23 protein-coding genes and 1 pseudogene are annotated in these 25,337 nt (G+C 71.4%); 12 read left to right on the plus strand and 12 right to left on the minus strand.

Annotated elements, in window-relative coordinates:
- The first annotated feature begins 306 nt into the window (after positions 1-306).
- A complete protein-coding gene (locus AB0E90_RS35485; protein ID WP_360415725.1) occupies positions 307-741 on the plus strand; it encodes a universal stress protein in 435 nt (144 codons plus the stop codon).
- Here AB0E90_RS35485 and AB0E90_RS35490 read toward each other — a convergent pair.
- A complete protein-coding gene (locus AB0E90_RS35490; RefSeq protein WP_360415727.1) occupies positions 688-1,518 on the minus strand; it encodes a PaaX family transcriptional regulator C-terminal domain-containing protein in 831 nt (276 codons plus the stop codon). The two genes, AB0E90_RS35485 and AB0E90_RS35490, sit on opposite strands and share 54 nt — an antisense overlap.
- A gap of 117 nt (positions 1,519-1,635) precedes the next feature.
- Between AB0E90_RS35490 and AB0E90_RS35495 the strand changes: the two genes are divergently transcribed.
- From AB0E90_RS35495 to AB0E90_RS35530, 8 genes are all read left to right on the plus strand, one after another.
- The gene (locus AB0E90_RS35495; RefSeq protein WP_360415729.1) at positions 1,636-2,811 is read left to right on the plus strand and encodes an ABC transporter substrate-binding protein; all 1,176 of its coding nucleotides are present in this window, start codon (positions 1,636-1,638) and stop codon (positions 2,809-2,811) included.
- Between the two features lie 4 nt (positions 2,812-2,815).
- Positions 2,816-3,580 carry an ABC transporter ATP-binding protein gene (locus tag AB0E90_RS35500; RefSeq protein ID WP_360415731.1) on the plus strand — a complete coding sequence of 255 codons (765 nt, stop codon included), beginning with the start codon at positions 2,816-2,818 and terminating at the stop codon, positions 3,578-3,580.
- Complete coding sequence (locus tag AB0E90_RS35505; RefSeq protein WP_360415733.1) at positions 3,577-4,233, plus strand: ABC transporter ATP-binding protein; 657 nt, start codon at positions 3,577-3,579, stop codon at positions 4,231-4,233. The genes AB0E90_RS35500 and AB0E90_RS35505 overlap by 4 nt, the downstream gene beginning before the upstream one ends.
- Positions 4,233-5,075 (plus strand): branched-chain amino acid ABC transporter permease, encoded by an 843-nt coding sequence (locus AB0E90_RS35510; protein WP_360415735.1) that lies wholly within the window; start codon positions 4,233-4,235, stop codon positions 5,073-5,075. The genes AB0E90_RS35505 and AB0E90_RS35510 overlap by 1 nt, the downstream gene beginning before the upstream one ends.
- Positions 5,072-6,007, plus strand: a complete 936-nt coding sequence (locus tag AB0E90_RS35515) for a branched-chain amino acid ABC transporter permease (RefSeq protein WP_360415737.1) — start codon at positions 5,072-5,074, stop codon at positions 6,005-6,007. The genes AB0E90_RS35510 and AB0E90_RS35515 overlap by 4 nt, the downstream gene beginning before the upstream one ends.
- Positions 6,004-7,338 (plus strand): hypothetical protein, encoded by a 1,335-nt coding sequence (locus AB0E90_RS35520; RefSeq protein WP_360415739.1) that lies wholly within the window; start codon positions 6,004-6,006, stop codon positions 7,336-7,338. The genes AB0E90_RS35515 and AB0E90_RS35520 overlap by 4 nt, the downstream gene beginning before the upstream one ends.
- Before the next feature lie 102 nt (positions 7,339-7,440).
- Positions 7,441-7,947, plus strand: a complete 507-nt coding sequence (locus AB0E90_RS35525; protein ID WP_360415741.1) for a BON domain-containing protein — start codon at positions 7,441-7,443, stop codon at positions 7,945-7,947.
- A gap of 101 nt (positions 7,948-8,048) precedes the next feature.
- Complete coding sequence (locus AB0E90_RS35530; RefSeq protein WP_360415743.1) at positions 8,049-8,447, plus strand: STAS domain-containing protein; 399 nt, start codon at positions 8,049-8,051, stop codon at positions 8,445-8,447.
- Here the strand turns inward: AB0E90_RS35530 and AB0E90_RS35535 are convergent.
- From AB0E90_RS35535 to AB0E90_RS35545, 3 genes are read right to left on the minus strand one after another with little or no spacing between them, the layout of a single operon-like run.
- Complete coding sequence (locus tag AB0E90_RS35535) at positions 8,423-8,977, minus strand: GerMN domain-containing protein (protein WP_360415745.1); 555 nt, start codon at positions 8,975-8,977, stop codon at positions 8,423-8,425. The two genes, AB0E90_RS35530 and AB0E90_RS35535, sit on opposite strands and share 25 nt — an antisense overlap.
- Complete coding sequence (locus tag AB0E90_RS35540; RefSeq protein ID WP_360415747.1) at positions 8,974-10,326, minus strand: HAMP domain-containing sensor histidine kinase; 1,353 nt, start codon at positions 10,324-10,326, stop codon at positions 8,974-8,976. The genes AB0E90_RS35535 and AB0E90_RS35540 overlap by 4 nt, the downstream gene beginning before the upstream one ends.
- Positions 10,323-11,000 (minus strand): response regulator transcription factor, encoded by a 678-nt coding sequence (locus AB0E90_RS35545; RefSeq protein WP_360415749.1) that lies wholly within the window; start codon positions 10,998-11,000, stop codon positions 10,323-10,325. The genes AB0E90_RS35540 and AB0E90_RS35545 overlap by 4 nt, the downstream gene beginning before the upstream one ends.
- Before the next feature lie 150 nt (positions 11,001-11,150).
- Between AB0E90_RS35545 and AB0E90_RS35550 the strand changes: the two genes are divergently transcribed.
- Together AB0E90_RS35550 and AB0E90_RS35555 are read left to right on the plus strand one after the other, a co-directional pair.
- Entirely contained in the window at positions 11,151-11,462 is a 312-nt protein-coding gene (locus AB0E90_RS35550; RefSeq protein WP_360415751.1) for an STAS domain-containing protein, read from the plus strand.
- Between the two features lie 188 nt (positions 11,463-11,650).
- A complete protein-coding gene (locus AB0E90_RS35555; RefSeq protein ID WP_360415753.1) occupies positions 11,651-13,864 on the plus strand; it encodes a DUF6055 domain-containing protein in 2,214 nt (737 codons plus the stop codon).
- A gap of 128 nt (positions 13,865-13,992) precedes the next feature.
- On the opposite strand, the gene AB0E90_RS35560 is transcribed toward AB0E90_RS35555, so the two are convergent.
- The 7 genes and pseudogenes from AB0E90_RS35560 to AB0E90_RS35590 form a co-directional block, all read right to left on the minus strand.
- Complete coding sequence (locus tag AB0E90_RS35560; protein WP_360415755.1) at positions 13,993-15,195, minus strand: acyl-CoA dehydrogenase family protein; 1,203 nt, start codon at positions 15,193-15,195, stop codon at positions 13,993-13,995.
- On the minus strand, positions 15,192-15,410 hold the full coding sequence (locus tag AB0E90_RS35565; protein WP_360415883.1) for a pentapeptide repeat-containing protein: 219 nt from the start codon (positions 15,408-15,410) through the stop codon (positions 15,192-15,194). The genes AB0E90_RS35560 and AB0E90_RS35565 overlap by 4 nt, the downstream gene beginning before the upstream one ends.
- A gap of 422 nt (positions 15,411-15,832) precedes the next feature.
- Positions 15,833-16,834: pseudogene (locus AB0E90_RS35570) on the minus strand (rhodanese-like domain-containing protein); the annotation flags it as partial.
- On the minus strand, positions 16,831-17,823 hold the full coding sequence (locus AB0E90_RS35575; RefSeq protein WP_360415757.1) for an aldo/keto reductase: 993 nt from the start codon (positions 17,821-17,823) through the stop codon (positions 16,831-16,833). The pseudogene AB0E90_RS35570 and the gene AB0E90_RS35575, both read right to left, overlap by 4 nt.
- On the minus strand, positions 17,820-18,605 hold the full coding sequence (locus AB0E90_RS35580) for an SDR family NAD(P)-dependent oxidoreductase (protein ID WP_360415759.1): 786 nt from the start codon (positions 18,603-18,605) through the stop codon (positions 17,820-17,822). The genes AB0E90_RS35575 and AB0E90_RS35580 overlap by 4 nt, the downstream gene beginning before the upstream one ends.
- 253 nt (positions 18,606-18,858) lie before the next feature.
- Positions 18,859-20,142: a HupE/UreJ family protein gene (locus AB0E90_RS35585; protein WP_360415761.1), complete on the minus strand. Its 1,284-nt coding sequence runs from the start codon at positions 20,140-20,142 to the stop codon at positions 18,859-18,861.
- Positions 20,139-21,359 carry a DUF3500 domain-containing protein gene (locus tag AB0E90_RS35590; protein ID WP_360415763.1) on the minus strand — a complete coding sequence of 407 codons (1,221 nt, stop codon included), beginning with the start codon at positions 21,357-21,359 and terminating at the stop codon, positions 20,139-20,141. Before AB0E90_RS35590 ends, AB0E90_RS35585 begins: the two co-directional genes overlap by 4 nt.
- A 140-nt stretch (positions 21,360-21,499) precedes the next feature.
- On the opposite strand from AB0E90_RS35590, the gene AB0E90_RS35595 reads away from it, so the two are divergent.
- On the plus strand, positions 21,500-23,041 hold the full coding sequence (locus tag AB0E90_RS35595; protein WP_360415765.1) for a M4 family metallopeptidase: 1,542 nt from the start codon (positions 21,500-21,502) through the stop codon (positions 23,039-23,041).
- A gap of 22 nt (positions 23,042-23,063) precedes the next feature.
- Here AB0E90_RS35595 and AB0E90_RS35600 read toward each other — a convergent pair whose 3' ends face one another.
- A complete protein-coding gene (locus AB0E90_RS35600; RefSeq protein ID WP_360415767.1) occupies positions 23,064-25,286 on the minus strand; it encodes a bifunctional diguanylate cyclase/phosphodiesterase in 2,223 nt (740 codons plus the stop codon).
- Positions 25,287-25,337 lie beyond the last annotated feature (51 nt).

Raw genomic sequence — 25,337 nt, forward strand, 5'->3', positions numbered from 1 at the left:
CACGGCCGCCGCCGCGTCCGCCACTCGCGGTGATTGTGTGTACCGCGGCCGCGGTACCGGAAAACGGCGCCGTCCTAGCGGTGGCGCAGGACGCAGAACTCGTTGCCCTCCGGGTCGGCCAGGACCGTGAAACCCTCGTCCAGGGTCCATTGCGCGAATCGGCTGGTCATGATGCCCGGTTACCCGCTCGATCCGGACTCATGCCCGAGGTGCGCGGTGGGCAAATTTTCTCAGTGCGCATGGACCTATTGCTGAACGGTTACCGTGGCGATACCGTCCGGATAAGCGTGACGAAATGGGGTAGGCATGGACGGTCCGCGCGCGATCGTGGTCGGTGTCGACGGCTCGACGTCCTCGATGCGCGCGGGGGCGTACGCCGTGGGCCTCGCCCGCCGGCAGCGCTGCCGGCTCGTCGCCGTCTATGTGCGCGGGCTGCCGTCGCCGCTGCTGCCGCTGGCCGACACCGGCGGCAGCGCCACCGCCACCATCATCGCGACGCAGGACACCGTCGAGCGCGAGCTGCGCTCGACGTTCGAGCGCCAGGTCCCGCTGCTGAACATCGACGCCAGCCTGGTCATCCGCACCGGTGAGCCCTACACCGAGCTGCTCGAGGTGGCCAAGCAGGTCCGGGCCGACGCGGTGATCGTCGGCCAGTCCACCCAGACGCTGCACCGGATCGCCGGCTCGCTAGGCATCAAGCTGGTCCGCTGCGGCCGCTGGCCGGTCACCGTCGTCCCCTGACGGCACCGTCTCCAGCAGGCCGGCCGCGATCGAGGCCGCGGCCGGGGCCAGCGCGCCGTTGAGGCGGAAGAACAGCTCCTGGGCCGCCGCCGCGGGCCAGGAGGGCGGCAGGTGCCGCACCGGCAGGCGGGGGTCGCGGCGGATGATCTGCAGCCAGTCGGTGACCAGGTGCAGCTTGGCGGCCAGCGGGTCGGCCGCATCAGCGTCGAACGGCGCCCAGTGCGACCGGAATCCGGTGTAGCGGGCGGCCAGCGCGGCCAGGTCGTACGCGCCCGCGATCATCTCGGTGACGTCGGTGGACGCGTCGGCCCGGGCGTGGAAGACCCGGATGTGGGCGCCGGCCAGTGGGCCGATGTCGGGGTGGCCGGGGGCGATCCAGAGTCCGCCCTGGACCGAGCCGAAACCGGCCCAGGCGAGGGCGGCGCGCAGGTCGTGCCGTTCGCGCTGCCGTTCGCCGGGCAGCGAGAAGGCGAGCAGCGTCCAGGTGCCGTCCCAGTCGTCGTTGACCGCGCCGGTCCGCCACAGCCGCGCCGATCCGTCGGTGAGGATGCGGGTGGAGAGCGGGGTGAGCCCGAAGTGCATGCGCCGGCCGTGCCGCTGCCGGCGCAGCAGCCCGCGCCCGGTCATCCGGGTCAGCGTGGAGCGGGTCGCCTCGGCCGAGACGCCGGCGCGGGCGAGCACGTCGATGACGCTTCCGGAGTAGACGCACACGTCCCGGCCGAGGACGTGATCGCCCAGGAAGGTCAGCATGATCGCCGAGGCGGACTTCGGTGGCACATTGCGCAGATTACCGGCGGTGTTGGCGTCATGTGCTGCGATGTCGGGCAGTTTATTGACCAGCGTAAATTTTGCGCCTAACTTTGCGGCACCCGTCCCGAGTACACGGAGGTACTCATGCGACGTCTCCTCGCGGCTCTGGCCGCACCCCTGCTGATGTTTCCCGCCGCCTGCAGCACATCGGACGATGCCGAGACCACCAAGATCGGCCTGATCGTCTCGCTGACCGGCAACTACGCCCCGCTCGGCAGCGAGGACGCCAAGTCCGTCGAGCTGGCCGTCCAGCAGCTCAACGACGCCGGCGGCCTGCTCGGCAACCGGGTCGAGCTGATCGTGCGCGACGACAAGAGCCAGCCCGAGCAGTCCGTGCTGAGCTTCAACGACCTCAAGGGCAACGGCGTGGTCGCGGTCATCGGCTCGCCGTTCTCCAACTCCGCGCTGGCCACGATCCCGCAGGTCGACCGGGCCAAGATCCCCTACATCTCGCTCACCCCGGCCGACGAGCAGATCAACCCCATCCATCCGTACGTCTTCGTCGTGCCGGCCACCTCCGCGACGTACGCGGACCGGATCTTGCAGTACTACCAGTCGCAGAAGATCAGCAAGGTCGCCCAGGCCCACGACAGTCGCAGCTCGTACGCCAATTCCGGGGCCAAGGGCATGGAAGCCAAGGCCGCGCAGTACGGCATCACGATGGTTGCCGGCGAGGAGTTCCAGACCTCCACCACCGAGTTCGGCGCGATCATCAACAACCTCAAGCGATCCGGCGCGCAGGCGCTGACGATCTGGGCGACCGGCGCACCCGCCGTCGCGTTCGCCAAGCAGTACGCCACCGCCGGCGCCGGCCTCCCGCTGATGTTCACCGGGGCCCAGGCCAGCACGCTCTGGCTCAAACCGACCGGGGCCGCCGCCGAGGGCGTCTTCGTGGCCAGCTCGATCGCGGTGGTCGGCGACGCGTTGCCGGCCGGTGCGCAGAAGACCGCGATCGACGAGCTGGCCAAGCCGTTCACCACCCAGCAGGGCTACCCGCCGCCGCAGTTCGCCGCGGACGGCTACACCGGCTTCAAGCTGCTCGCCGAGGCGATCAAGAAGGCCGGCGGCACCGATCCCGAGAAGATCCGCACCGCCTTCGAGGGCCTGACCCTGACCACCCCGAACGGCACCTATCACTACTCCGCGAGCGACCACTCCGGACTGACCGCCGACTACATCTCGATCAACGTGGTGAAGGGCGGCGCGTTCCAGGCCACCGACTGGGCCAAGGGCAAGCTGGCCGCGGTCGCCGGTGGGTGACGGCGTGCCGGCCCTGCTGACCGTCACCGGCGCCACCCGGCGGTTCGGCGGCGTCTACGCCCTGCGCGACGTCGACCTCGACGTTCGCGCGGGGGAGACGCACGCCGTGATCGGCCCGAACGGCGCCGGCAAGTCCACCCTGTTCAAGCTGATCGGCGGCCAGCTGATCGCGACCGCCGGCACGATCGGTTACGCCGGCGAGCGCATCGACCGGCTGGCCCCGCACCGGCGGGCCCGGCGCGGCATCGCGATCGCGTTCCAGGACTCGCCGGTGTTCCCGAACATGACGGTGGCCGAGAACGTGATGGTCGGCGCGCACGCGGTCACCCGGGCCGGCCCGCTCGCCGCCGTGCTGCGCCTGCCCCGGCACCGTCGCGAGGAGGCGCCGATCCGGGACGACGCGGCCCGGGCGCTGACCCGCACCGGCCTGGCCGAGTGGGCGGACCGCCCGGCCGACGCCCTCCCGCTGGGGCAGCAGCGGGCGCTGCAGGTGGCCCGGGCCCTGTGCGGCCGCCCGAAGCTGCTGCTGCTGGACGAGCCGGCGTCGGGCCTGCGCGGGCCGGAGCGGTCGGCCCTGGCCGAGCTGATCGAGCAACTGCGCGGCGAGGGCCTGTCCATCCTGCTGGTCGAGCACGACGTCGCTTTCGTGGCCCGCCTCGCCGACCGGGTGACCGTCCTCGACCTCGGCCGGGTCATCGCGAGCGGCCCCTTCAAAACCGTCCGCGCGAACCCGGCCGTGATCGCCGCCTATCTGGGCGGCCCGCAATGATCAAAATCGACGACCTGACCGTCCGGTACGGCGTGGCCACCGCCCTCGACGGCGTGACCCTCACCGTCGGCACAAGCGAGATGGTGGCGCTGATCGGCCCCAACGGCGCCGGCAAGTCCACCCTGGTCAACACGCTCTTCGGGATCCTGCGCCCGGCGAGCGGAACCGTCACGACCAGCGGCCGGCTCGCGCTCGTGCCGGAGGGCCGCCACCTGTTCGCGCCACTGTCCGTCGACGACAATCTGCGCCTGGGGGCCTGGCGTAACTCCGATCGGGACACCGGGCTCGTCTACGAACTGCTGCCGGAACTCACCCCGCTGCGGAAACGGCCGGCCGGCCGGCTCTCCGGCGGCCAGCAGCAGATGGTCGCGCTCGGCCGGGCGCTGATGGCCGGCCCGGACGTGCTGGTCATCGACGAGATGTCGCTGGGCCTGGCCCCGCTGGTGGTCGAGCATCTCGCCGCGAACCTGCGCGAACGGCACGCCGGCGGCCTCGCGGTGCTGCTCATCGAGCAGAACGCCCGGCTCGCCCTGGACCTCTGCACCCGGGCGTACGTGCTGGAGGCCGGCCGGATCGTCGCCGAGGGTCCGTCCGCCGAACTGGCCGGCAGCCCCGAGGTCGCCACCGCCTACCTCGGCCTGGAGGAAGGCTGATGGGCGAACTCCTGCAGTACCTGGTCACCGGCGTCGGCATCGGCTGCGCCTACGCACTCACCGGCAGCGGCCTGGTCGTCATCTACCGCGTCACCCGCGTGGTCAACTTCGCCCAGGGCAGCTTCGCCGTACTGGCCGCCCTCACCGTCACCACGCTCCTCGCCGCCGGCCTGCCGCACGGCCTCGCCGAAGCCCTGGCGGTGCTGGTCGCCGCCCTGACCGGCCTGATCGCGGGCGCCGTCGCGACCGGAAAACCCGGAACCACTCCGCAGGCGGGCCTCATCATCACCCTCGGGCTGGGCGTTTTCGCGTACGCCGTGGAGATCCTCCTCTGGGGCGACCAGCCGAGGTCGTTCGCCGGTGTGCCCGGCTCGATCGACGGCATCCAGAAGCACTACCTGCTCATCATCGCGGTGACCGCGGTCGTGCTCGGCGCGACCGCCCTGCTGTTCGCCCGCACCGACCTGGGCCGGGCGCTGACCGCCACCGCTGCCGACCCCTACGCGGCCCGGATCGTCGGCATCAACGTGCTGCGGATGGGCCTGTTCGCGTTCGCCCTGGGCGGCGCGCTCGGCGGCCTGGCCGGTGTCCTGATCACCCCGGTGCAGCAGGTGTCGTTCGACAGCGACGTCGCGCTGGTGGTCAGCGGTTTCTCCGCCGCCATCCTCGGCAACCTGACCCGCCCCGGCCTCACCCTGGCCGGTGGCCTGCTGCTGGGCGTCGTGCAGGCCCTGGTCGGCGGTTACCTCTCCACGGCGTACCAGTCGGAGGTGGCCTTGATCTTCATGCTCGTGGTCCTGGTCGCCCGAGCCGGCCGGCGCGAAGTGCTGGAGGCGGCATGAAGTGGGCCTACCTCGGCGGCGCCCTGATCGTGGCCGCGGTGCCGCTGATCCTCACCCCCGGCCAGCTGACCACGTTCGTCCTGCTCGGGCTGTCGGCGATGACGGTGGTCGGCCTGTCGCTGCTGATGGGCTACGCCGGGCAGGTCTCATTGGGCCAGGCGGCGTTCACCGCGATCGGCGCGTACACCTGCGGTCTTCTCGCCCTGCACCACACGCCGCCGCTGCTCGCCCTGCTGGCCGCACCGCTCGCCGCGGCCGCGGCCGCCGTCCTGGTCGGCGTGCCCATCCTGCGCCTGCGCGGCCACCAGCTGGCCTTCGCGACCCTCGCCCTGCAGCTGATCCTGCTGTCGGTGCTGGGCGACGCGGACTGGGCGGGCGGCGCGGTCGGCCTGCAGGGGCTGCCCTACCTGTCGATCGGCGGCTTCGAACTCGACGAGGACATCCACTACGCGTACGTCGTCCTGGTCCTCATCGCGCTGGTCAGCCTGATCGCCTACCGCCTCGTGCGCTCCCGGGTCGGTCGCGGGCTTCGCGCGCTGGCCACCGGCGAGGCGGCGGCCGAGGCGAGCGGGGTGCCGGTCGGCGCGTACCGGCTGCTGGTCTTCGGGGTCTCGGCGGCCTTCGCCGGCCTGGCCGGCGGCATCTACTCCTTCTTTCTCGGCTACCTCGCGCCGGGTTCTTTCCCGGTGTTGCTTTCGGTCGAGTACGTCGTGATGGCGGTCGTCGGGGGTCTCGGCAGCATTGCCGGCGCCCTGCTCGGGGCCACGCTGATCACCGTCGTGGTCCAGCTGCTCACGACGCTGGCCACCCAGCCCGGCATGCCCAGCTACGCGCCGAGCGTCCTGTCGTACGCCGTCTACGCGCTCCTCCTGATCGCCGTGGTCCTGTTCGTCCCCAAGGGAATCGTCCCCACCTTGCGGAGGTCCTCATGAAACGTCTGTCCGCCCTGATCACCGCGCTTCTGCTCGTGCTGCTCCCGGCCGCCCCGGCCCGCGCCGCCACCGCTGCCTATTCCGGAACGCTCGCCGACGGCGCGACGTGGATCGCCGACGTCCCGGCGTCCTGGAACGGCACGTTGCTGCTGTTCAGCCACGGGTTCGGATCGCTGACCGCGGCCGACGCGCCGGACCCGGCTACCAAGCAGGCGCTTTTGGACCGCGGCTATGCCCTGGCCGGCTCTTCCTACGACCCTCATGGCTCGCTATGGGCCCTCGCCAGCGCCGCCCGGGACCAGTTCGCCACGCTGGACGCGGTGGTCGCGCTCATCGGCCGGCCTCGGCTGACCATCGCGCTCGGCGTCTCCATGGGCGGCCTGATCAGCACCCAGGAAGCGGAACGCGCCGGCCACCACCACCGCCTGGACGCCGCGGTCTCCACCTGCGGCCTGCTGGGCGGCGGAGTTGACCTGAACAACTACCAGCTGGACGGCGAGTACGCCCTGTCCCGCCTGCTCGCTCCCACCGCGACCATTCCGCTGGTCGGCTACGCGAGCCCCGCCGACGGCGCCGCGGCCGCAGGTCAGCTTTCGTCCCTGGCCACCGCCGCCCAGGCCACGGCGGCCGGTCGCGCGCGGGTCGCGCTGGGCACGGCCCTGCTGAACATGCCGACCTGGTCCGCCTCGCAGGCCACGCCCCCGGTCTCCGCCGAGGGAATCGCGCAGGCCCAGTACGAATGGCTGGTCGCGACGCTGCCGTTCGTGATGCCGTCGCGCTACTTCATCGAGCTGAGCGCCGGCGGCAACGCCTCCTGGAACGCCGGCGTGAACTACGCGGCGCTCCTGTCCCACTCGCCCTACCGCACGACGGTCGAGGCCCTCTACCGATCCGCCGGCCTGTCCCTGCATGCGGACCTGACCGACCTGACCCGGCATGCCTCGGTCCAGGCCGACCGCTCCGCCGTGGCCTCACTGACCCGAACCTCAACCCTGACCGGCAACCTCGACGTCCCGACGCTGACGATGCACACCCTTTACGACCAGCTGGCCCCGGTCGAATACGAGAACCGCTACGCCCAGCAGGCCTCCGGCCCCCTGCTCCGCCAGTCGTTCGTGGCCCGCCGGGGCCACTGCGCCTTCGTCCCGTCCGAGTTCATCGCCGCGATCCAGGCGGCCGAGCACCGCGCCGTCACCGGCCGCTGGGATGCCACCGCGACCACCCAGGCGCTGCAGAAGGCCGCGCTGGCCCTGTCCCTGAACGACGCCCCGGCCTTCGTCAACTTCCACCCCGGCCCGTTCGTCAGCCATCGATGGGCGTGGCTGTCATGAAACCGTCATGAAATCGCGGAAGCATTGCCAACTCTGCCGACCAGGATCGATGGGCTGTGGTCGATCCGGTCGAGGCGAAGGGGAGGGCGCGGCGTGCAGCCGATGGCTGATGACGAGTTCCTTGCGCGGCAGCGCCGGCAGGACCCGGTCGTGGCGTCCGGTGAGGTCCGGTTGGCTCTTGCGGTCGTCCTCGAGCTGGGCGCCGGCGAGCTGACGCGGCGCGAGCCGATCCGGGTCGATGTCCAGAACGACGTCGTCGTGCTGGATGGCGTGGTGAGTTCTCGGGCGGCCCGGGACGCGGCGGCCGCCGCCGTCCGGTCCGTCAGCGGATCGCACGATCTCTGCAATGCCCTGCGGGCGCCGGCCGGTGACGGCGAACCGGAGCAGGCCGACGAGTTCGGCGCGGTGGTCGCCGCTCTGTTGCCGGCGCCGGGCCACCGGGGGCGGTTCGCGTTTCCGCGCCCGGTCATGTTGTCGCTGCTGGTCTGGCTGTGGCTGACGGTTCCGTGGCTGGCGTTGGTGGCCGGCGTGCCGGCCGGGCCGCTGGCTGTCGCCGTGCTGGTCGTGACCGCCGGTGCGCTGTGTGCGCGACGCTGGTGGCCGTCATGAAAACGTCATGTTGCTGCGGATTCGCTGCCACATGCGTCCGGCAGGCTGGTCGTCTCGTGGGCGACGGGTCACCTCGCCAAGGTGCATAACGAGGAGCGAACATGACAGTCGTTCCGCAGGTCGCGGATGGGGGAGTAACACTCGCGCTGACGCCGGCGGTGGCGATCGTGCGGGTCGCACAGGACATCGGCCTGGACGTGGTCGCCGAGTTGCGCGACGCACTGGAACAGGCGGTGCTGGCACGGCCGCTGGTGGTGGTCGACCTCGCTCAGGTGCAGACCATCGACTCGACCGGGCTCGGCACGCTGGTCCGGGCGCGGAATGCGGCCCACCGGCGGCACGGGACGCTGGCGCTGGCGGCCCAGTCCCGGTTCGTGCAGACCGTGCTGCACACGATGCGGCTGGACACGGTGTTCCCGGCGTTCGACAGCCCGGACGAAGCCGTCGCCATCCTTGTCGAGGACTCCAGCCTTGTTCAGGAGCCCAGCAAGACTGCGTAGTCGGCGATGGTCAGCGGGCCGTCGGAGAGCGAGCCGTCGCCCCGCGGCACGCCGAGCGGACGGCCGCCGGTGGTGAACGAGACCGTGCCCACCTCGGCTCCCTGGCTCGTCAGCGTGCAGACGATCTGCGCGTACGCCAGCATCTCGTCGTTGCGGACGCCCGGCCCGGCCGTGCCGCCGATCGCGATCGTGGCCCGCCGTTGCAACAGCGTCATCCCGTCGATGTGCATCGTGCTCAGGGCGCTGGTCAGGCCGTCCTCGTGTTCCGCCGCGGTCGGCCCGGCCAGCAGGTCCTGGAGCATCTGCTGCGGGGTGCGAGCCGTCGGCATGCGGCGCACCACTCTCGACAGCAGGCCGTCGCGGACCAGGTAGAGACGTTCGACAGCGGCGCCGAGGCGATCCGGGGCCGGTCCGCTCGAGCCGTACGAGAGACCGGGGTTGCGCAGGTCCTCCGGCTCGTCGTCGACCGGCACGCCGCAGCCACCCACCAGCATCGCCACGACAACGGCGGCGAGCAAGCGCGTCTTCATGGCCGGCACCCCGGCAGTTCGATCCGGAAGCGGGCGCCGCCGCCCGGGCGGTCCAGGACCTGCGCGGTCCCGCCGTGCGCGGTGGCATGCTGGGCGACCAGGGCCAGGCCCAGTCCGGTGCCGTCCGAGGCGCCCCGGGTCCCGGCGGCGCGGCCGCGGACGAAGCGGTCGAAGATGACGGTCTTGTCCTCGGGGCTCACCCCGGGGCCCTCGTCGTCGACCTCGATGCTGCCGAACTCGTCGTCGATCGCCAGCCGCACCGCGGTGGCGCCACCACCGTAGGCGGCCGCGTTGTCGAGGAGGTTCCCGAGCATCTGCGCGAAGCGGCGGCGGTCGACGTTCCAGAGCGGATCGCCGTCCGCCGTCACGAGGCTGCTCGGCAGTCCGTGTTCCCGGCAGACCGACCGGGCGAGCTCGGCGACGTCGACCGCGGTCCGCTCGGCCGGCTGGTCACTGCGGGCCAGCATGATCAGGTCGTTGACCAACTGCTGGAACCGGGCGGTCTCGTCGGCGATCAGGCCGGCCGCGAGCGCGGTGCGCTCGTCGAGCTGATCGCGCCGCCGGGTGAGGACGCTGGCCGCGGCGGACAGGGTCTGCAGCGGTGAGCGCAGCTCGTGGCTGACGTCGGCCGCGAACCGGCGGTCGCGCTCGACCCGGGCGGACAGCTCGTCGACCATGTGGTTGAACGAGGACGCCAGCCGGCCCAGGTCGGGTTCCTGCGCCGGGTCCAGCCGGGCGCCGGAGTTGCCGGTGGCGATGTTCTGCGCCGCCTCGGCCACGCGCACCAGCGGGCGCAGCACGTAACGGCTGGCGTACCACCCGAGGCCGGCGCCGGCCAGTGCCGTGACGATGGCGACCGCGGTGAGCACGATGGTCAGCACCTTCAGCGTGTGGTCCAGCTCGGCGAGCGAGTCGACCTCGTAGAACACCGTGTCGGCGGAGATCGGCACCGCGATGACCATGCCGGGGGCGCCGCCGACCCGCACCCGCTGCACGGCGGCCCGCCCCGACTGGGCGCGTTCCTGCAACGCGGCGGGCACGGCGTCGGTGGTGCCGGCGTCGGCATTGCGGGCGAACCATTCCCCGGAGCGGTGCAGCAGCGCCCGCCGGCTCTCGCCGGTGTCGAGCGATCGGAGCAGGGCGACCAGGTCCGGGTCGGAGGTCGTGACCAGGCCGGCCCGCATCACCGCGGCGTCGTAATAGGCGGCCCGGACCGCGGTCGCCTCCCGCTCGCCGAGCAGGGAGTGCCGGATGATCTCGTATGACGCGAACGCCATCGTGGCCGAGAGCGCGAGCGCGCCGGCGGCGAAGCCGGTGATCACCCGTGACCGCAGCCCGAGGCGCATCATCGCTGCAGCTTGTAACCGAGCCCGCGGACGGTGACGAGGTGCCGGGGCGAGCTCGAATCGTCCTCGATCTTCTGGCGCAACCGGCCCACATGCACGTCGACCAGGCGCTCGTCGCCACCGTCGTACTCCCAGACGCGCTGCAGCAGTTGCTGCCGGGAGAGCACCCGGCCCGGGTGGTCGGCCAGCTCGCAGAGCAGCTGGAACTCGGTCCGGGTGACCGCCACCGGCGCCCCACGCCGGCGCACCTCACCTGCCTCCGGCAAAATTTCAAGATCACCGAAGCGCAGCACGGGTACGTCGTCGGGCGCGACCGTCCGGGCCCGGCGGCGCAGGGCCCGCAGCCGCGCAGTCAGTTCCTTGACTGCGACCGGTTTGACCAGGTAATCGTCGGCACCGGCCTCCAGTGCGGCGACGATGTCATGCGTGTCGTCCCGGGCGCTGATCACCACGATCGGCACGTCGTCGGTGCGGCGCAACTGCCGGATGCACTCGAAGCCGTCGATGCCGGGCAGCATCAGGTCGACGAGCACGGTCTCGGCGGGAGCACGGCGCTGACTGTCCAGGCCCTCCTCGGCGGTGGGCACGCCGGTCACCGCATAGCCCTCGTCCTCGAGCGCGAGCACCAGGGAGAGCCTGATCCGGTCGTCGTCTTCGATCACCAGAACCGCGGACACCTTCACATCATGGCTGGTACGGGGCCGAACGACGAACCGGATGGCCCTTCGCGCCGACACTGTCACGGAACTGTCATGGTGCCGGGGACCGGCCGCCACATCGGGATCCGAACCTTGCGAGCAGGCCTTATACGCGCAGGAGGGGTGTCCGTGCCGGACCGGGAGATACCGGAAGCGGTGGTCGTCGTCACCGAGGCGCTCGACGGGACCGCCGTCCCCCGGTGGGAGCGACTGATCTCCGAGGCGATGGCGCTCCGCCCCCGCCGGCTGGTCGTCGACCTGCGGCACAGCCCGCAGGCCGACGCGGCCGGAATCGGGGTCCTGCTCCGGGCGCACCGCGCCATGATCAGCGCGGGCGGGCAGCTGGTGCTGCGTGCCCCCGCCGACCGGGTCCGGCGAGTGCTGCGCCTGGCCCGCCTGGACGGCGTCTTCGAGATCGAAGAGCTGCATCGACAGGCGTAACTTGACTTGATTCACTCGGGGAACGACGATGGCCAGGTCCACGCGGCCGTGTGTGGCGGAACCTGTCGGCCGGGCGTGGGTGGTTTTCGACTTTGTGGGGAGTCGGTGCTGCGGCACCACCCTCGTTCGCACTCCTTCGGCATGTTCGGCCTCGCTCGGCGGCGCACCCACCCCCGAAGGACGACAACATGTCCCCCCAGCGAAAAAGGGGCCGCCTGCTGGCGGTTCTCGCGATCGTCGCGCTCGGCCTGGTCGCCGGTTTCGGACCCACCCTGGCCCGGACGGCGTTCGCCGCGACCAAGACCGTTTACATCCCCGCGTCCTGGCAGAGCACCGGCGAGGTGCCGTGGAGCTCGGACCGCAGCAAGGAGTCGGCCAACTTCGTGCTCCTGTGGGGTGAGAAGTCGGGCACGAGCCCGGCCACGGCGGCCTCGCCCTACAACTTCGATCCGGACAACATCCTGTCCCAGCTGGAATCCCTCTACTCCTACTACGTGAACACCATGCAGTTCACGCCGGAGAGTGGCGCGCTCGCGCAGTACAAGATCGATGTGATCGTCACGCAGACCTGGAACCGGACCGAGCTGGACGCCTGGGCCACCGGCGGCAGCGCGGACGGCAAGGTCGGCGTCATCAACATCGCGCCGGCGGCCGCGCTGCCCGGGTCGTGGGGCCTCGCCCACGAGCTGGGACACGTGTTCCAGAATCTGACCTTCCTCGGCAAGTCCGGGTACGGCTTCACCGACGCCTCGGCCGGCACGTTCTGGGAGTCCAGCGCCGAATACATGGCGATGCAGGTCTACCCGGACGGCGGGGCCGGTGACCTCACCCGGTTCCTGCGTACCGAGAACATGGCGTACTCGTCGAGCCGGCACCACTACGGCGCCTGGATGCTCATCCAGTACCTCGTCGACAAGCACGGCGGGATCAGCATGTTCAACCGCCTGTGGAACGAGGCGCGCTCCACCGAACATCCACTGGAGACGTACCGGCGACTCATGGGCTTCACGCAAGATCAGCTTAACGCCGACCTTGCCGGTTACGCCCAGCACCAGGTCACCTACGACTACAGCAACAAGAGCCACTTCCAAACCTTCATCAACAACGTGTACGGCGCGGGCTTCCTCAACGCCTACAACGGCGTGCCCGTGGACGCGGTCAACCAGGCCGCCGGACATTACGCCGTCCCGGACGCGATCGCGCCGTCCGACTACGGCTACAACAAGATCAAGCTGGTCCCGTCGACCGACGGCGCACTGGTCCGGCTGCACTTCAAGGGCCACGTCAACAGCGCCGCCGGGTCCGGCTGGAGCTACGGCTTCGTCGCGGTCAAGAACGGCACTCCGCGGTACGGCACGGTCTCGACCACCGCGGACGGGCAGATCTCGTTCCAGCTGCAGTCCGGCGAGAGTGAGGTCTATCTGGTCGTGCTGGGCGCGCCGTCGTCGGTGCACCACTACGGCTACTCCGACGGATACACCAAGAACTACCGCTATCCGTACGAGTTCACCGTCTCCGGCGCCGTCCCGTCCGGCTACGAACCGGGCTACACCAAGCCGGCCGCCACCGGCGGCGGCCACTGGCACACCAACGGCGGCGGCTGGGTGTCCAACAGCGCGACGGTGGCCTCGACGGCCTATGTGGGACCGCGGGCGGCCGTCTACGGCACCAGCACGGTCTCCGGCAACGCCCGCATCGAGGGCCTGGCCTGGGTCAACTCCGGCGCCACGATCAGCGGCAACGCGGTCGTCAAGGACAACGCGCTGATCCAGGGCGGGGCCAACCTGTCCGGCTCGATCGTGGTCGGCGGCGATGCCGAGCTGGCGTCGGCGTGCAGCTCGGGCACCTACCTGCTGTTCAACCCGGACCGCGGCTGCGACGGCAAGGCGGGCGAGACCGACCTCAACCCGGCCTACTCGCGCTTCACCGACGCGGACCTGGCGATCACCGACGGCGGCACGAGTACGCCAACCCCGACCCCGACCGCCACCACGTCCCCGACCACGTCGCCCACCGTGACGACGTCACCGGCCGCAACCACCTCGCCGACCACGTCGCCCACCGTGACCGCGACGACGTCACCGGCCGCAACCACCTCGCCGGCGACCGGGGCGTGCGCGGCGCGGCTGTCGATCGTGGGCAGTTGGACCGGCGGCTTCCAGGGTGAGGTCACGGTCACCGCCGGCGCGGCGGGCACGAAGTCGTGGACGATCGGCTGGCAACTGGCCTCCGGCCAGCAGATCACCCAGTCCTGGGGCGCGAACGTGACGACGTCCGGCACCGCGGCGACCGCCACCGACGTCAGTTGGAACGGCGCCCTGGCGGCCGGCGCGTCGACCACGTTCGGCTTCCTCGCCAACGGCGCGACAAGCACGCCGACCCTGAGCTGCTCCGCGACCTGACCGGCCGCCCATTTCCAGGAAGGCGGCCCCTTCTCGAGATCAGGAGAGGCCGCTTTCCTTGAAACGGGGCCGGGCCCGAGGCCGGGAGGGGCCGCATTCCTTGGAACTGGGCCGGGGTTGGGTCGGCCCTAGAAGAAGCCGCCGTTGGGCAAGGGGGTTCCGCTGATCTCGTACGCGCCGATGGCCTTTGCTTTGTAGGTTCGCGGGTTGTGCGAGGCCAGGGTGCGGATGTTGCGCCAGTGGCGGTCCAGGTGGTTGATCTGGCGGACCGCGGTGCCGCCGCCGACGTCGAAGAGTTCGGTCGCGGCCCGCAGCGCCTGTTCGTCCACCACCACCTTGGCCTTGGCCGCTCGCAACGACGCGCGGAGGGCGAGGTCGGCCTCGTCCGGTCCGCCCTGCGACTCGGTTGCCTGCTGCAGCGCGGCCGCCGCGGTGAGCACTGCCGCCTCGGCGACGAAGGCCTGGCTGGCCAGGTAGCCGACGCTCTGCTGCAGGATCGGGTCGTCGACCGGCTGGTCGGCGGCCGCGTGGTAGAACGTGCGCTGCTTGGCGCGCACCAGGTCGCGGGCGTCGCGGGCGGCCCGGCGGACGATGCCGGCGATGATCGCGGTCAGGATCAGCTGCGGGAACGTGGCCAGGTAGGGCACGTCGCCGTACCACGCGCCGTTCTGGACGAAGTCCTCCTCGTGGACCGGTGTGTTCTCGAAGCGGGTGGTGCCGCTGCCGGTGAACCGCTGGCCGATGCCGTCCCAGTCGCGCTCGATGAACACGCCGGGGCGGTCGACCGGGACGACCAGCCGGGCCGGTTCGCCGTCGGGGCCCTGGGCGGCTACGACGAGCAGGTCGGCGTAGAGGTTTCCGGTGCTGTAGAACTTCGTGCCGGTCAGTCGCAGGCCCTCGGAGGTGGTGACGACGACCGTTTCGAAGCCGGGGTTGCGCAGGCCGGCCTGCTTGCGGCCGAGCTCGGTGGCGGCCAGGCCGAACAGCCTTCCCGCCCGGACGTGCTCGAACCACTTCGCGTTCGACTCCCGCGGGCGGCGCAGCAACTGCTCCACGAACTGGTAGTGGTTGCGCAGGCTGTGTGCGACGTTCGGGTCGGCCTCGGCCAGGTCGATGACGGTGGCGAAGAGCTCGGTGACGGTGGCGCCGCCGCCTCCCTCGGCCACCGGCAGCCGCAGGGCGCCGATGCGCGCCGCCTTGAGCAGCTCGAACTCGGCGAACGGCGGGCGCTTCTCCTGGTCGCGCTCGACCACGTCGGCGTCGATGGTGTCGATCAGCTCACGCAGTCGCGCCGACCCGGCGGTCACCGGTTCAGCAAGAGTGTCAGTCATGGCTCAGCTCCCAGAGCGAGGCGGACGAGGCGGGCACGGACGAGGCGGGCACGGGCGAGGCGGGCACGGGCGAGGCGGGCACGGGCGAGGCGGGCACGGGCGAGGCGGGCACGGGCGAGGCGGGCGACGGCGCGGCGGGTGCGGGTGGTGGCGGGAAGAGGCGGAACGAGATGAGGCCGTCGCGGGCGAGCTGGTCGGTGACGGCGTCGCCCCACGCCACGTACTCGGCGAAGGCGGTTTTGCGGGCGTCGAGGTCCGGCGGCGGTGGCAGAGCGTCGCCCGGGGTGAGCGCTTCCTGGTCCGTACCCGTCGAGGTAGGCAGGCCCGCCGCCAGCCAGGCGCCGATTCCGCCGGTCAGGACCGACGTGCCGGGGAGTTCGCTTGCCGCCAGGCGGGCGAGGCGGCCGTCGTCCGAGACCAGGACGACCGGGCCGCGACGCAGCGCGTCGCCGAGCAGTGCCGGGTTGCGCAGCAGGGTCGAGCGCCGGGCCACCAGCGAACCGGGAATGTGGTGCCGGGTCTCGAAGTAGGCGGCCGGCGGCTGCAGGTCGATCACCGTCACCGGGTCGCCGGCGACCAGGGTCGCATCGAGTTCGGCCGCCGAGAGGGCCGGCGGGAGCGCGTGCACGAAGACGTCGTCCCAGCCGAGCTGCCGCAGCCAGGACGCGGTGATCGAGGAGCGCACCAGGTCGGGCGAGTCGACCAGGACGATCCGGGAGTGGCGGGTGCCGACGTAGAGGTCGGTTGCCTGCACGAGCTGGCCGCCCGGCGCCGGGATCGAGCCGGGGAGGTGGCCCGACGCGTACTCCTCGGGGGTCCGGACGTCGAGGAGATAGGTGGTCCGGTCCGGTGCGGGCGGCGGTTGCCCGACGACCACGCCGAAGCGTTCCCGGATCTGCGCCGCGGCCGCCGTGGCGCGGGAAAGAGCCGCGGGGGAGGGCGCGTCGATCAGGTCGGCGGAGCCTGCCACCGGGGAGAAGCCGGCGAACAGCCAGGCCGACGTGCCGTTCTCCAGCGACACCACCGGGTTGGTGACGCCCGCGTTGATCAGCGCCTGAGCGCCGATGATTGCCCGGGTGCGGCCGGCGCAGTTGACCACGATCTGGGTGTCCGCGGAGGTGATCTGGTCGAAGACCCGGTAGAGCAGTTCGGCGCCGGGCGCGGGCCGGCCGCCGGGGATGGCGATGTGCCGGTATTCGGGCAGCGGGCGGGTGTCGAGCACGATCAGGTCCTCGCCCGCGTCCAGCTTCTCCTTGAGCCGGTCGACGGTGATGCGCGGCGTGTCGTAGTTTCGCTCGACGAATTCGCCGAGGGCTTTGCTGAGCGAGTTGAGGCCGGTGATCAGCTCATTCCCGGCGGCCGTCCACGCCGGCGTGCCCCCGTCGAGCACCCGCACGTCGGTGTAGCCGAGCGCTTCCAGGCGGCCGGCGGCGGCCAGGCCGTCGGTCAGCACGAGGCGAACATTCCGGCGCGGCACCCGGGTGCCGATTTCCAACTCCAAAGAGCTTTCCGGGATGGGTACGGCGACGGAGAGGTGTCCCGAGGCGTACCGGGAACCCTCGCGGGTGTCGACGACGGCGATCTCCCCGCCGTCGGTCAGGTCGGCGCGCAGCTCGGCCGCGGAGATCAGCCGGCTCATGCGGGCGCCTTCGCGTTCTGTAGCGGGGTCTCGACGCCGATGTGCTGCGGCCGCACCGCCCGTTCGCCGGCCACCCGCGCGGCGATCGACTCGAGCCGGGCGATCTGCGCGGGTGTCAGCACGACGTCGAGGGCGCCGAGGTTCTGCCGGAGGTAGGACGCATGGCGGGTGCCGGGGATCGGCACGACGTCGTCGCCGCGCGACAGCACCCAGGCGAGGGCCACCTGTCCGGGCTGGGCGTCGACCTCGGCCGCGACCTCGGCGACCTCCTCGGCCAGCCGCCGGTTGATCTCGAACACCGCGTCGGCGAACCGCGGATGCGTGAGCCGGCGACCGGACAGGTCGGCGCGGCTGTGCACCCGGCCGGTGAGCCAGCCCCGGCCGAGCGGCGAGTACGGCACCACGCCGATGCCGAGCTCCCGGGCGATGGCCAGCGTCTCGTCCTCGATCTGGCGGCTGAACAGCGACCATTCGTTCTGGATCGCGGTGATCGGGTGCACGGCGTGGGCCCGGCGCAGGGTCTGCGGGCCCGGTTCGGACAGGCCGATGTGCCGGATCTTGCCCTGCTGGACCAGCTCGGCGAGCGTGCCGACGGTCTCCTCGATCGGCACCTGCGGGTCGGCCCGGTGCTGGTAGTAGAGGTCGATGTGGTCGAGGCCGAGCCGGCGCAGCGAAGCGTCCACCGCGGACCGGGCGTACGACGGCCGGCTGTCCAGCCCGGAGCGGTCCAGCCGGTTGCCGAACTTGGTCGCGATGACCAGTTGGTCCCGGCGGCCGCGGATCGCCCGGCCGAGCAGGATCTCGCTGACTTCCGGCCCGTACACGTCGGCGGTGTCGAAGAAGTTGATGCCGAGGTCGATGGCCTCGCCGACCAGCGCGGTCGCCTCCCGCTCCTCGTCGGCGCCGGCCGAGTTGACGAAGCTCATGAAACCCAGGCCGAGCGCGGAGACCTCGAGGTCACCGAGCCGGCGACGTGGCACGACCGTCACTGTTCTGCCTCCTGAAAACGAGAGAGCGGGCGGGGAAGGCCGAGATGGTCGCGCAGGGTGCGGCCGGTGTACTCGCGCCGGAAGATGCCGCGCTGCCGCAGCAGCGGGACGACGTGGTCGACGAACAGCTCGAGGCCGGTCGGGAACACGTCGAAGTTGAGGTTGAATCCGTCGGCGGCCCGGGTGCGGAACCAGTGCTCGATGGAATCGGCGATCTGTTCCGGCACCACCGTGACGTTGATGCCGTGCTTGCCGAGCTCGTCGGCGACGTTCTTGGTGAGGGCGGTGACGCCGGCGTTGCGGACCGAGCCGATGACCGAGACGGTCTGCCGGGAGCCGGTCCCGCTGATGTTGATGATGCGGCCCCAGCCGTTCTCGATGAGCAGCGGCGCGACCGCGCGGATGGTGCGCAGATAGCCGATGACCTTGACGTTGATCTGGCGCTGGAACCAGTCGTCGGTGGCGTCGAGGTAGCTGGATCCGTGCTGGGCCGGCTGTTCCGCCGCGTTGTTGACCAGGATGTCCACCCCGCCGAACGCGGCCTTGACGGTCTCGGCAAGCGCCTTGACCGACTCGTCGTCGCCGGTGTCGGCGGTGACCGGCAGCACGTCGGCCCCGATCTCGTCCTTGATCTTCGTGGCCGCCGCGGCCAGCACCTCGGTGCGGCGGCCGGCGATCGCCACCTGCGCGCCCTGCCGGGCTAGTTCGAGAGCGACGGCGTAACCGATGCCGGTGCCGCCGCCGGTGACGATGGCGCGCTTTCCGTCGAGTTCGTGTCCCATGTGGAGTCCGTTTCTTTGGTCCGGAAGGCATGTGTCCGGAAGGCATGCGGGCGCGCACCAGCGGTCCGCGGCCATGCGGACGGGTGGTGGCAGGAGAGGGGGTGCGTCAGGGTCGACAGGCAGCGGCGATCACGCGCATGAGGTCGACCTCACGGCGGGTGATCAACGGGCGGCTGCGCGGCATGCCACCTATCTTGCCTATAGGAATTGCGGGTTGTCCATGCTCGACGCCGTTACAAAGGTTTCCCCTCTGTTACGCCGTGGGGACCGCACTCCGCATCCGCCGCCCGATCGTGCCGGCGAGGCCGGCGGCGAACAGGGCGATCATCACGACGGCGGTGTGCGAACCGGCCGTGTCGGCCAGACGTGCCACCGGATTGGGCCGGCCCAGGCGATCGGCCAGCCAGCCGGCCGCGGCGACGGCCGCCACCGTGGCGCCGCCGATACGCAGCACCGGCTGGGCCGGCAGCCGGGCCGCGAGCACGATCGCGGGCAGCGCCATCGCCACCAGCAGGAGCTGGACCAGTTCGATGCCGAGGTTGAAACCGAGCAGGCTCAGCGCCAGTTGCCCGGTGGACAGGTGCAGCTCGGCGAGGGTGAACGAGAACGCCATGCCGTGCCCGAGGCCGAACAAGCCGGCGACCAGGGCCTCCCGGCCGGGGAACAGCGGCCGGATCGCGTGCGTCGCGCCGATCAGGATGCTGGCCGCGATGAACGCCTCCACCGGCCGCGCGGGCAGCTCGATGTGGCCGAGCGCGGAGGCGGCCAGGGCGGCGGAATGCCCGGCGGTGAAGGCGAGCGTGACCGCCCCGATGCGGCGGACGGCCCGGCGGCCACCGGCGCTCCCGTGCCAACGCCGGCCGGTGGCGAGCAGGGCCGCCGGCAGCAACAGGACCAGCAGGAACAGCAGGTGGTCGGTGCCCTCCACGATGTGCGTGCCACCCAGCCGCAGCATCGCCAGGAAGCCGCGCCCGGCGCTGCCCGGTCCGAGGTCGACGGTCAGGCCGGGCACCGTCATCGTGCGGCGGTCGACCGTGAGCACGCCGACCTGGGTGTCGCCCTCGACCCGGCCGGCCGCCCAGTCCTGGCGGACCGAGACCAGCACGGTGTGGGTGACGACCTGGTGCACGATCGCGTCGTAGCCGAGCCGGAAGTGCCGCACGTCCCCGCCGGGCGGCGGCGAGAGCGAAGCGCCGATCACCCACTCGCGGTACGGGCCGGTGGCGGTCTGTTCGCCGTCGGCCGCCTCGATCCGGTCGATCGCGACCCGCCACGGCGCGCCGGCCATCGTCCGCGGCCGGAAGTGGGCAAGCAGATAACGGCGCACGTCGCCGCCGGCCGGCGACGATGCAGCGGTGGGGGGAGAGCCGGCGGCCAGTGCCAAATCCTCGGCGGGCAACCGCAGCTCGGCCGAGACGGAGCGGTCGTGCACGTCCAGCGTGACCGTCGAATGCGGCATCGGATGGGCGGCGGCGGGCGCTCCGGGCAGGAACGCCGCCACCAGTGCGGCGGCCGCGAGGGCCAGCCGGCGGATCATGAGAACGTGAACTCGCCGCCGTAGTCGCGGGTGTGGTCGCGGTAAATGGTGTGGTAGTGGATCTGGTTCTGCAGGACGACGCCGTTCTGGCAGACGAACTCCACCCACACGCTCGGCCCGTCGATGCGGACGTAATCGGCGTGCTTGGTCAACCCGAGCGTGCCGGACCAGCCGATGTAGGTCTTGTCCAGCTCCGACTCGTAGGTGCTCAGCAGGGCGGTCGCGGTGGCGTCGTCGGCATTGGCCACCCACGGTTTGACCGCGGCCAGCACCAGCTTCTTCTGTGCGGCGGTCAGCGAGCTGACCGCGAGGCCCTGCTTCTTCGCCGGGAACTTGCCGTCCTGGTCCGGCCCGAGGAGCACGTCGGTGAACGACTGGGACAGCTTCGCCTTGGTCTGCTCGGCGGTCGACAGGCTGCTGGTCATGGCCAGCATGGCGGCCCGCATGTCCTTCAGCGGCGCATGCGCGGTGCTGAGGGAGTCGGTCCAGCTGGTCGGCTCCACGCCGACGAAGAACGGCGAGACGCCCTCGACCGCGCCGGCCTTGTAGGTCATGTTGACGGCCAGGTGATGTCCGCCGAAGTGCAGCTGCCAGGTGCCGGTGCTGCTGGGCGTGCCGAGGAAGGCCAGGTAGTAGTTGCCGGAGCCGTAGCCGCCGAGGCCGCCGCCACCGTCGGAGCCGCCGCCGGAGGGCATCCCGCCGCCCGAGGGCATCCCGCCGCCGGAAGGCATTCCGCCACCTGAGGGCATCGCCCCGCCGGACGGCATCCCGCCGCCGCCCGGGCCGCCGCTGGTGCCGCTGCTCGCCTGCACGCTGCCGAGATAGTCGTCAGCCAGCAACAGCTCGGTGACCCGCTGGTAGCCGCTGCCGGATCCGGTGCCCAGCGCGGTCAGCAGCACGCTCTTGGCCGCGGCCACCTCGTCGTCGTCGAGGTTGCTGAACTCGACCCCGACCCGGCAGGTCGACCCGCACGGCAGGTTGGACCAGGCGGTCGCGTTGTCCTGGGTGAGGTCGAGCTGCGCCGAGGCCTTGTCGGTGTCGTCGAGAGTGGCGAGAAACGCCTCGGCCGCCTCGACGACGCCGGCCACGCTCTTGTCGTACGACTTGACGGTGGCCGCCGTGGTCGACGCGGTGTCCTCGGAGCCGCTCGAGCCGCAGGCTGTGAGCCCGAGGGCCAGGACCGCAGAGATGGCAATGATGGGACGTCGACTGGTCACGACTGCTCACGCTATCGGCCTATTGGCGAGTAGATGACCTGATTGGGATGTCCGACGAGGGTTTCCCCCATTACTTAGATCGAAGCTTGTCGATAACGTCTGCGCTGTCCCACCCGGGAACCCCCTAAGGAGTACGCGTGATGTTCCGAACCCCTCTGGCCATCGCTGTCGGGACCGCGACCGCGGTCACCGCGGCGCTGACCGCCGGGCCGGCCGCAGCTCAGCCGCCGGCGCAATCCGCCGTGTCGCCGCTGGTCGCTGCCGCCGCCGGGGCCGACGCCCTGGTCGCCGCGAAGCCCTCGTACCTCCACGTGAGCAGCATGGACACGTTCCAGCGCAAGACCGTCGTCTCGTCGGCCGGCGTCAACTACGTCCCGTTCGAGCGGACCTACAAGGGTCTGCCGGTCAAGGGTGGCGACTTCGTCGTCGTCACCGACGCCGCCGGTAAGGCGACGTACACGTCGGTCGCCCAGACCAGCGCGATCGGCGAGCTGTCGGTCACCCCGAAGATCTCCGACGCCGCGGCGCTGACCACCGCCAAGGCGCAGCTCAAGTCGGTGACCGGCGTGGAGGGCACCAAGCTCGTCGTCGTCGCCGAGGAGGGCAAGGCCGCCCGCCTGGCCTGGAGCTCCACCGTCAACGGCACCGGCGCGGACGGCGTCAGCCGGCTGACGGTCAACGTGGACGCGCTCACCGGCGCGGTGCTCAGCACGTCTGAGCACGTCATGAACGCGACCGGCACCGGCAACGGCTGGGTCTACGGCTCGGTCTCGCTCAGCACCACCCAGTCCGGCTCGACCTACCTGCTGCAGGACCCGTCGCACACGACGATCAAGGCGCAGAACGCGACCGGCAACGCGACGTTCTCCGGCACCGACAACGCGTGGGGCAACGGCGTCGGCACCAACCGGGAGACCGGCGGCGTCGACGTGCTCTACGTGGCCGAGAAGCAGTTCGCGATGCTGTCGTCGTGGCTGGGCCGCAACGGCCAGAACGGCTCCGGCGGCGCGTGGCCGATCCGGGTCGGGCTGAACCAGCAGAACGCGTACTACGACGGCACCCAGGTGCAGATCGGCAAGAACACCGCCGGCAACTGGATCGGTTCGGCCGATGTGGTCGGTCACGAGCTGGGTCACGGCATCGACGACAACACCCCGGGCGGCATCTCGGCCAAGGGCACTCAGGAGTTCGTGGCCGACACGTTCGGCGCGGCGACCGAGTGGTACATCAACTCGCCGGCCGACGCCCCCGACTACCTGGTGGGTGAAGAGGTCAACCTGGTCGGCTCCGGCCCGATCCGCAACATGTACAACCCGTCGGCGCTGGGCGACTCGAACTGCTACTCCAGCAGCACCCCGAACGGCGAGGTGCACGCGGCTGCCGGTCCCGGCAACCACTGGTTCTACCTGCTCGCGCAGGGCACCAGCGGCAACGGGCAGCCGGCCAGCTCGACGTGCAACAGCACGACGATCACCGGTCTGGGCATCCAGAACGCCATCAAGATCATGTACAACGCGATGCTGCTGAAGACCTCGTCGTCGTCCTACCTGAAGTACCGGGTGTGGACGCTGCAGGCCGCGAAGACCCTCTTCCCGGGCAGCTGCACGCAGTTCAACACGGTCAAGGCCGCGTGGACCGCGGTGAGCGTGCCGGCCCAGTCCGGCGAGCCCACCTGCTCATGACGTAAGTCGATCGAGAAGGCCCTCATCTCGTTGAAACTGAGGTGAGGGCTTTTTCGATATCGGAAGCCGGCGCCGGCCGGGCGAAGAAGAAGCCCTGGGCGTAGCGGTAGCCGAGGGCGTGCAGCCGCTCGGCCTGGGCCTGCGTCTCGACGCCCTCGGCGACGGCGCGCAGGCCGAGCGTGTCGGCGATGCCGCGCAGCGACACTGCGATGGCCTCCTGCTGCGGGCTGCCGTTGAGGTCGTCGATGAACGACTTGTCGACCTTGAGCGTCGTGACCGGGCAGGTCCGCAGCAGGGTGAGCGACGAGTGGCCGGTGCCGAAGTCATCGAGAGCGATGCCGACCCCGAGATCCCGCAGCGCCCCGACGGTGGCCAGGGCCGGCCCGCCGGCGAAGACCGCGGTCTCGGTGATCTCCAAAATCAGCCGGTCGGCCGGGAGGCCGTGCCGGTGCATCGTCGCGGCGACCAGTGCCGGCAGGTCGGGGTCGAGCAGCTGCCGCGCGGAGACGTTGACGCTGACGGCGGGTGCGTCGGCGCCGTAGCGGTGATACCAGGCGGCCGCGTCGGCGCAGGCGGTGTCGAGGATCCACGCGCCCAGGTCGATGATCAGGCCGGTCTGCTCGGCCACCGGGATGAACTCGGCCGGCGACATCCGCCACCGCACCAGGGCCTCCACCGCGCGCATCGCGCCCGTCGGCAGCTCGACGATCGGCTGGTAGGCGAGCCGGAACTCGCCGTCTTCGAGGCCACGGCGCAGGTCGGCGGCGAGCTGGGCGTCGTGCTGGACGGTGGCGTCGAGGCCGGCCGTGTGCTCCAGGCAGCGGCCGGCGCCGACCCGCTTGGCGGCCTGCAACGCCAGTTCGGCCCGGCGCAGCAGATCGGGGATGGCGTCGCCGGCGCCGGTGGCGAACCCGACCGAGACGGTGACCAGCAGGTCGTGCCCGTCGACGGAGAGCGGGGCGTGGAACGCGTCGCGCAGGGCCTCGGCGAGCTGAGCGCCGTCCTCGACCGACAGCAGCACGCCGAACTCGTCGCCGAGCAGCCGGGCGACGGTCGCCGAACCGCCCACGGTCAGGGTGATCCGGTGCGCGGCCTCGCGCAGGACGGCATCACCGGTGGCGTCGCCGAGCCGGTCGTTGATCGCGGCGAAGTTGTCCAGGTCGCAGACCGCGACGACGGCCGGCGCGCGGCGGTCGGCGAGTGTGCCGGTGAAGCCACGCCGGTTGGACAGGCCGGTCAGATCGTCGTGCCGGACCTGGTCGACGAGCCGGTCGAGGAGCACCCCGTTGTCCAGCAGGGCCGCGTGCTGGCGCACGACGACCAGCAGGATCAGCACGATGGCGCCGGTCGCGAGCCCGGCCGGCAGATATCCGTCGCGCACGGTCACGCCGACGAGCATCACCGCGGTGACCGCGACGGCGGCATACGGCACCAGGCTGATGGGCCGGCGGCGCACGGTGTCGTCCGATGGTGGCGGGGTGGGCGCGGCAAGGTTCGCGCGGGTCTGCGCCCGGGTGGCGAGCGTGAGGATCATCGCGAAGATGAGCATGTTGAAGGCGATCGGGCTCAGGTGCGGCCACGGCCGCAGGGCCGGCGCGAGCACCGTGGCCAGCGGGCCCAGCAACCCGACCGGGCTGAGGATCCACAGGGCGCGGCCGGCCACCGGGCCGGAGCCGCTCATCCCCACCTTGATCACGGCCAGGACGGCCGCGAGGGCGGTGGCCGCGGTCATCAGCTGGAACGCCGTCGCCGGCCGGCCGCCGGTGAGCTGGAACGGCAGGACCGCCAGCATTTCCTTCAGAACCACGACGGCGGCGACGACCACGACGGCGACGTCGAGCCACAGCGCGGCGGCGGTCCGCCGGCCGCGGCGCCGGCCCGGCAGGAGAAGCAGGGCCACCACGGCGAGGCCGATCGCGGCCATGTACAACACCTCGCCGCGGGTGGTCATCGCCAGCACCCGGCCGGGCTGCCGCACGGCGTCGACCGCATGGACGATCACGGCCACGTCGAGCAGGACGGTGGCGAAGGCGATGCGCTGCCAGAACGCCCGCCCCGGCCCGCTGGCGGTAGCGGCGGCCACGGCACAGCCGGCCACCCCGGCGGCCAGCGCGAAGGCCGCCACCGGCCACAGCGACCACACCGGGATCGGGAGCACCAGGCCGAGCACGCCGAGCAGCGCGGCCAGCAGCAGTCCGCCGGCCGCGGTCAGGACGATTCGATCGGCCAGGTGTGTGCGTTTCACCGCCTGCCTATCGCGCACGCCGGCCCGTACTTGAGGCAGTGGGATGTGTTC

It is taken from the genome of Actinoplanes sp. NPDC026619, from assembly GCF_040638295.1.
GTDB lineage: Bacteria > Actinomycetota > Actinomycetes > Mycobacteriales > Micromonosporaceae > Actinoplanes.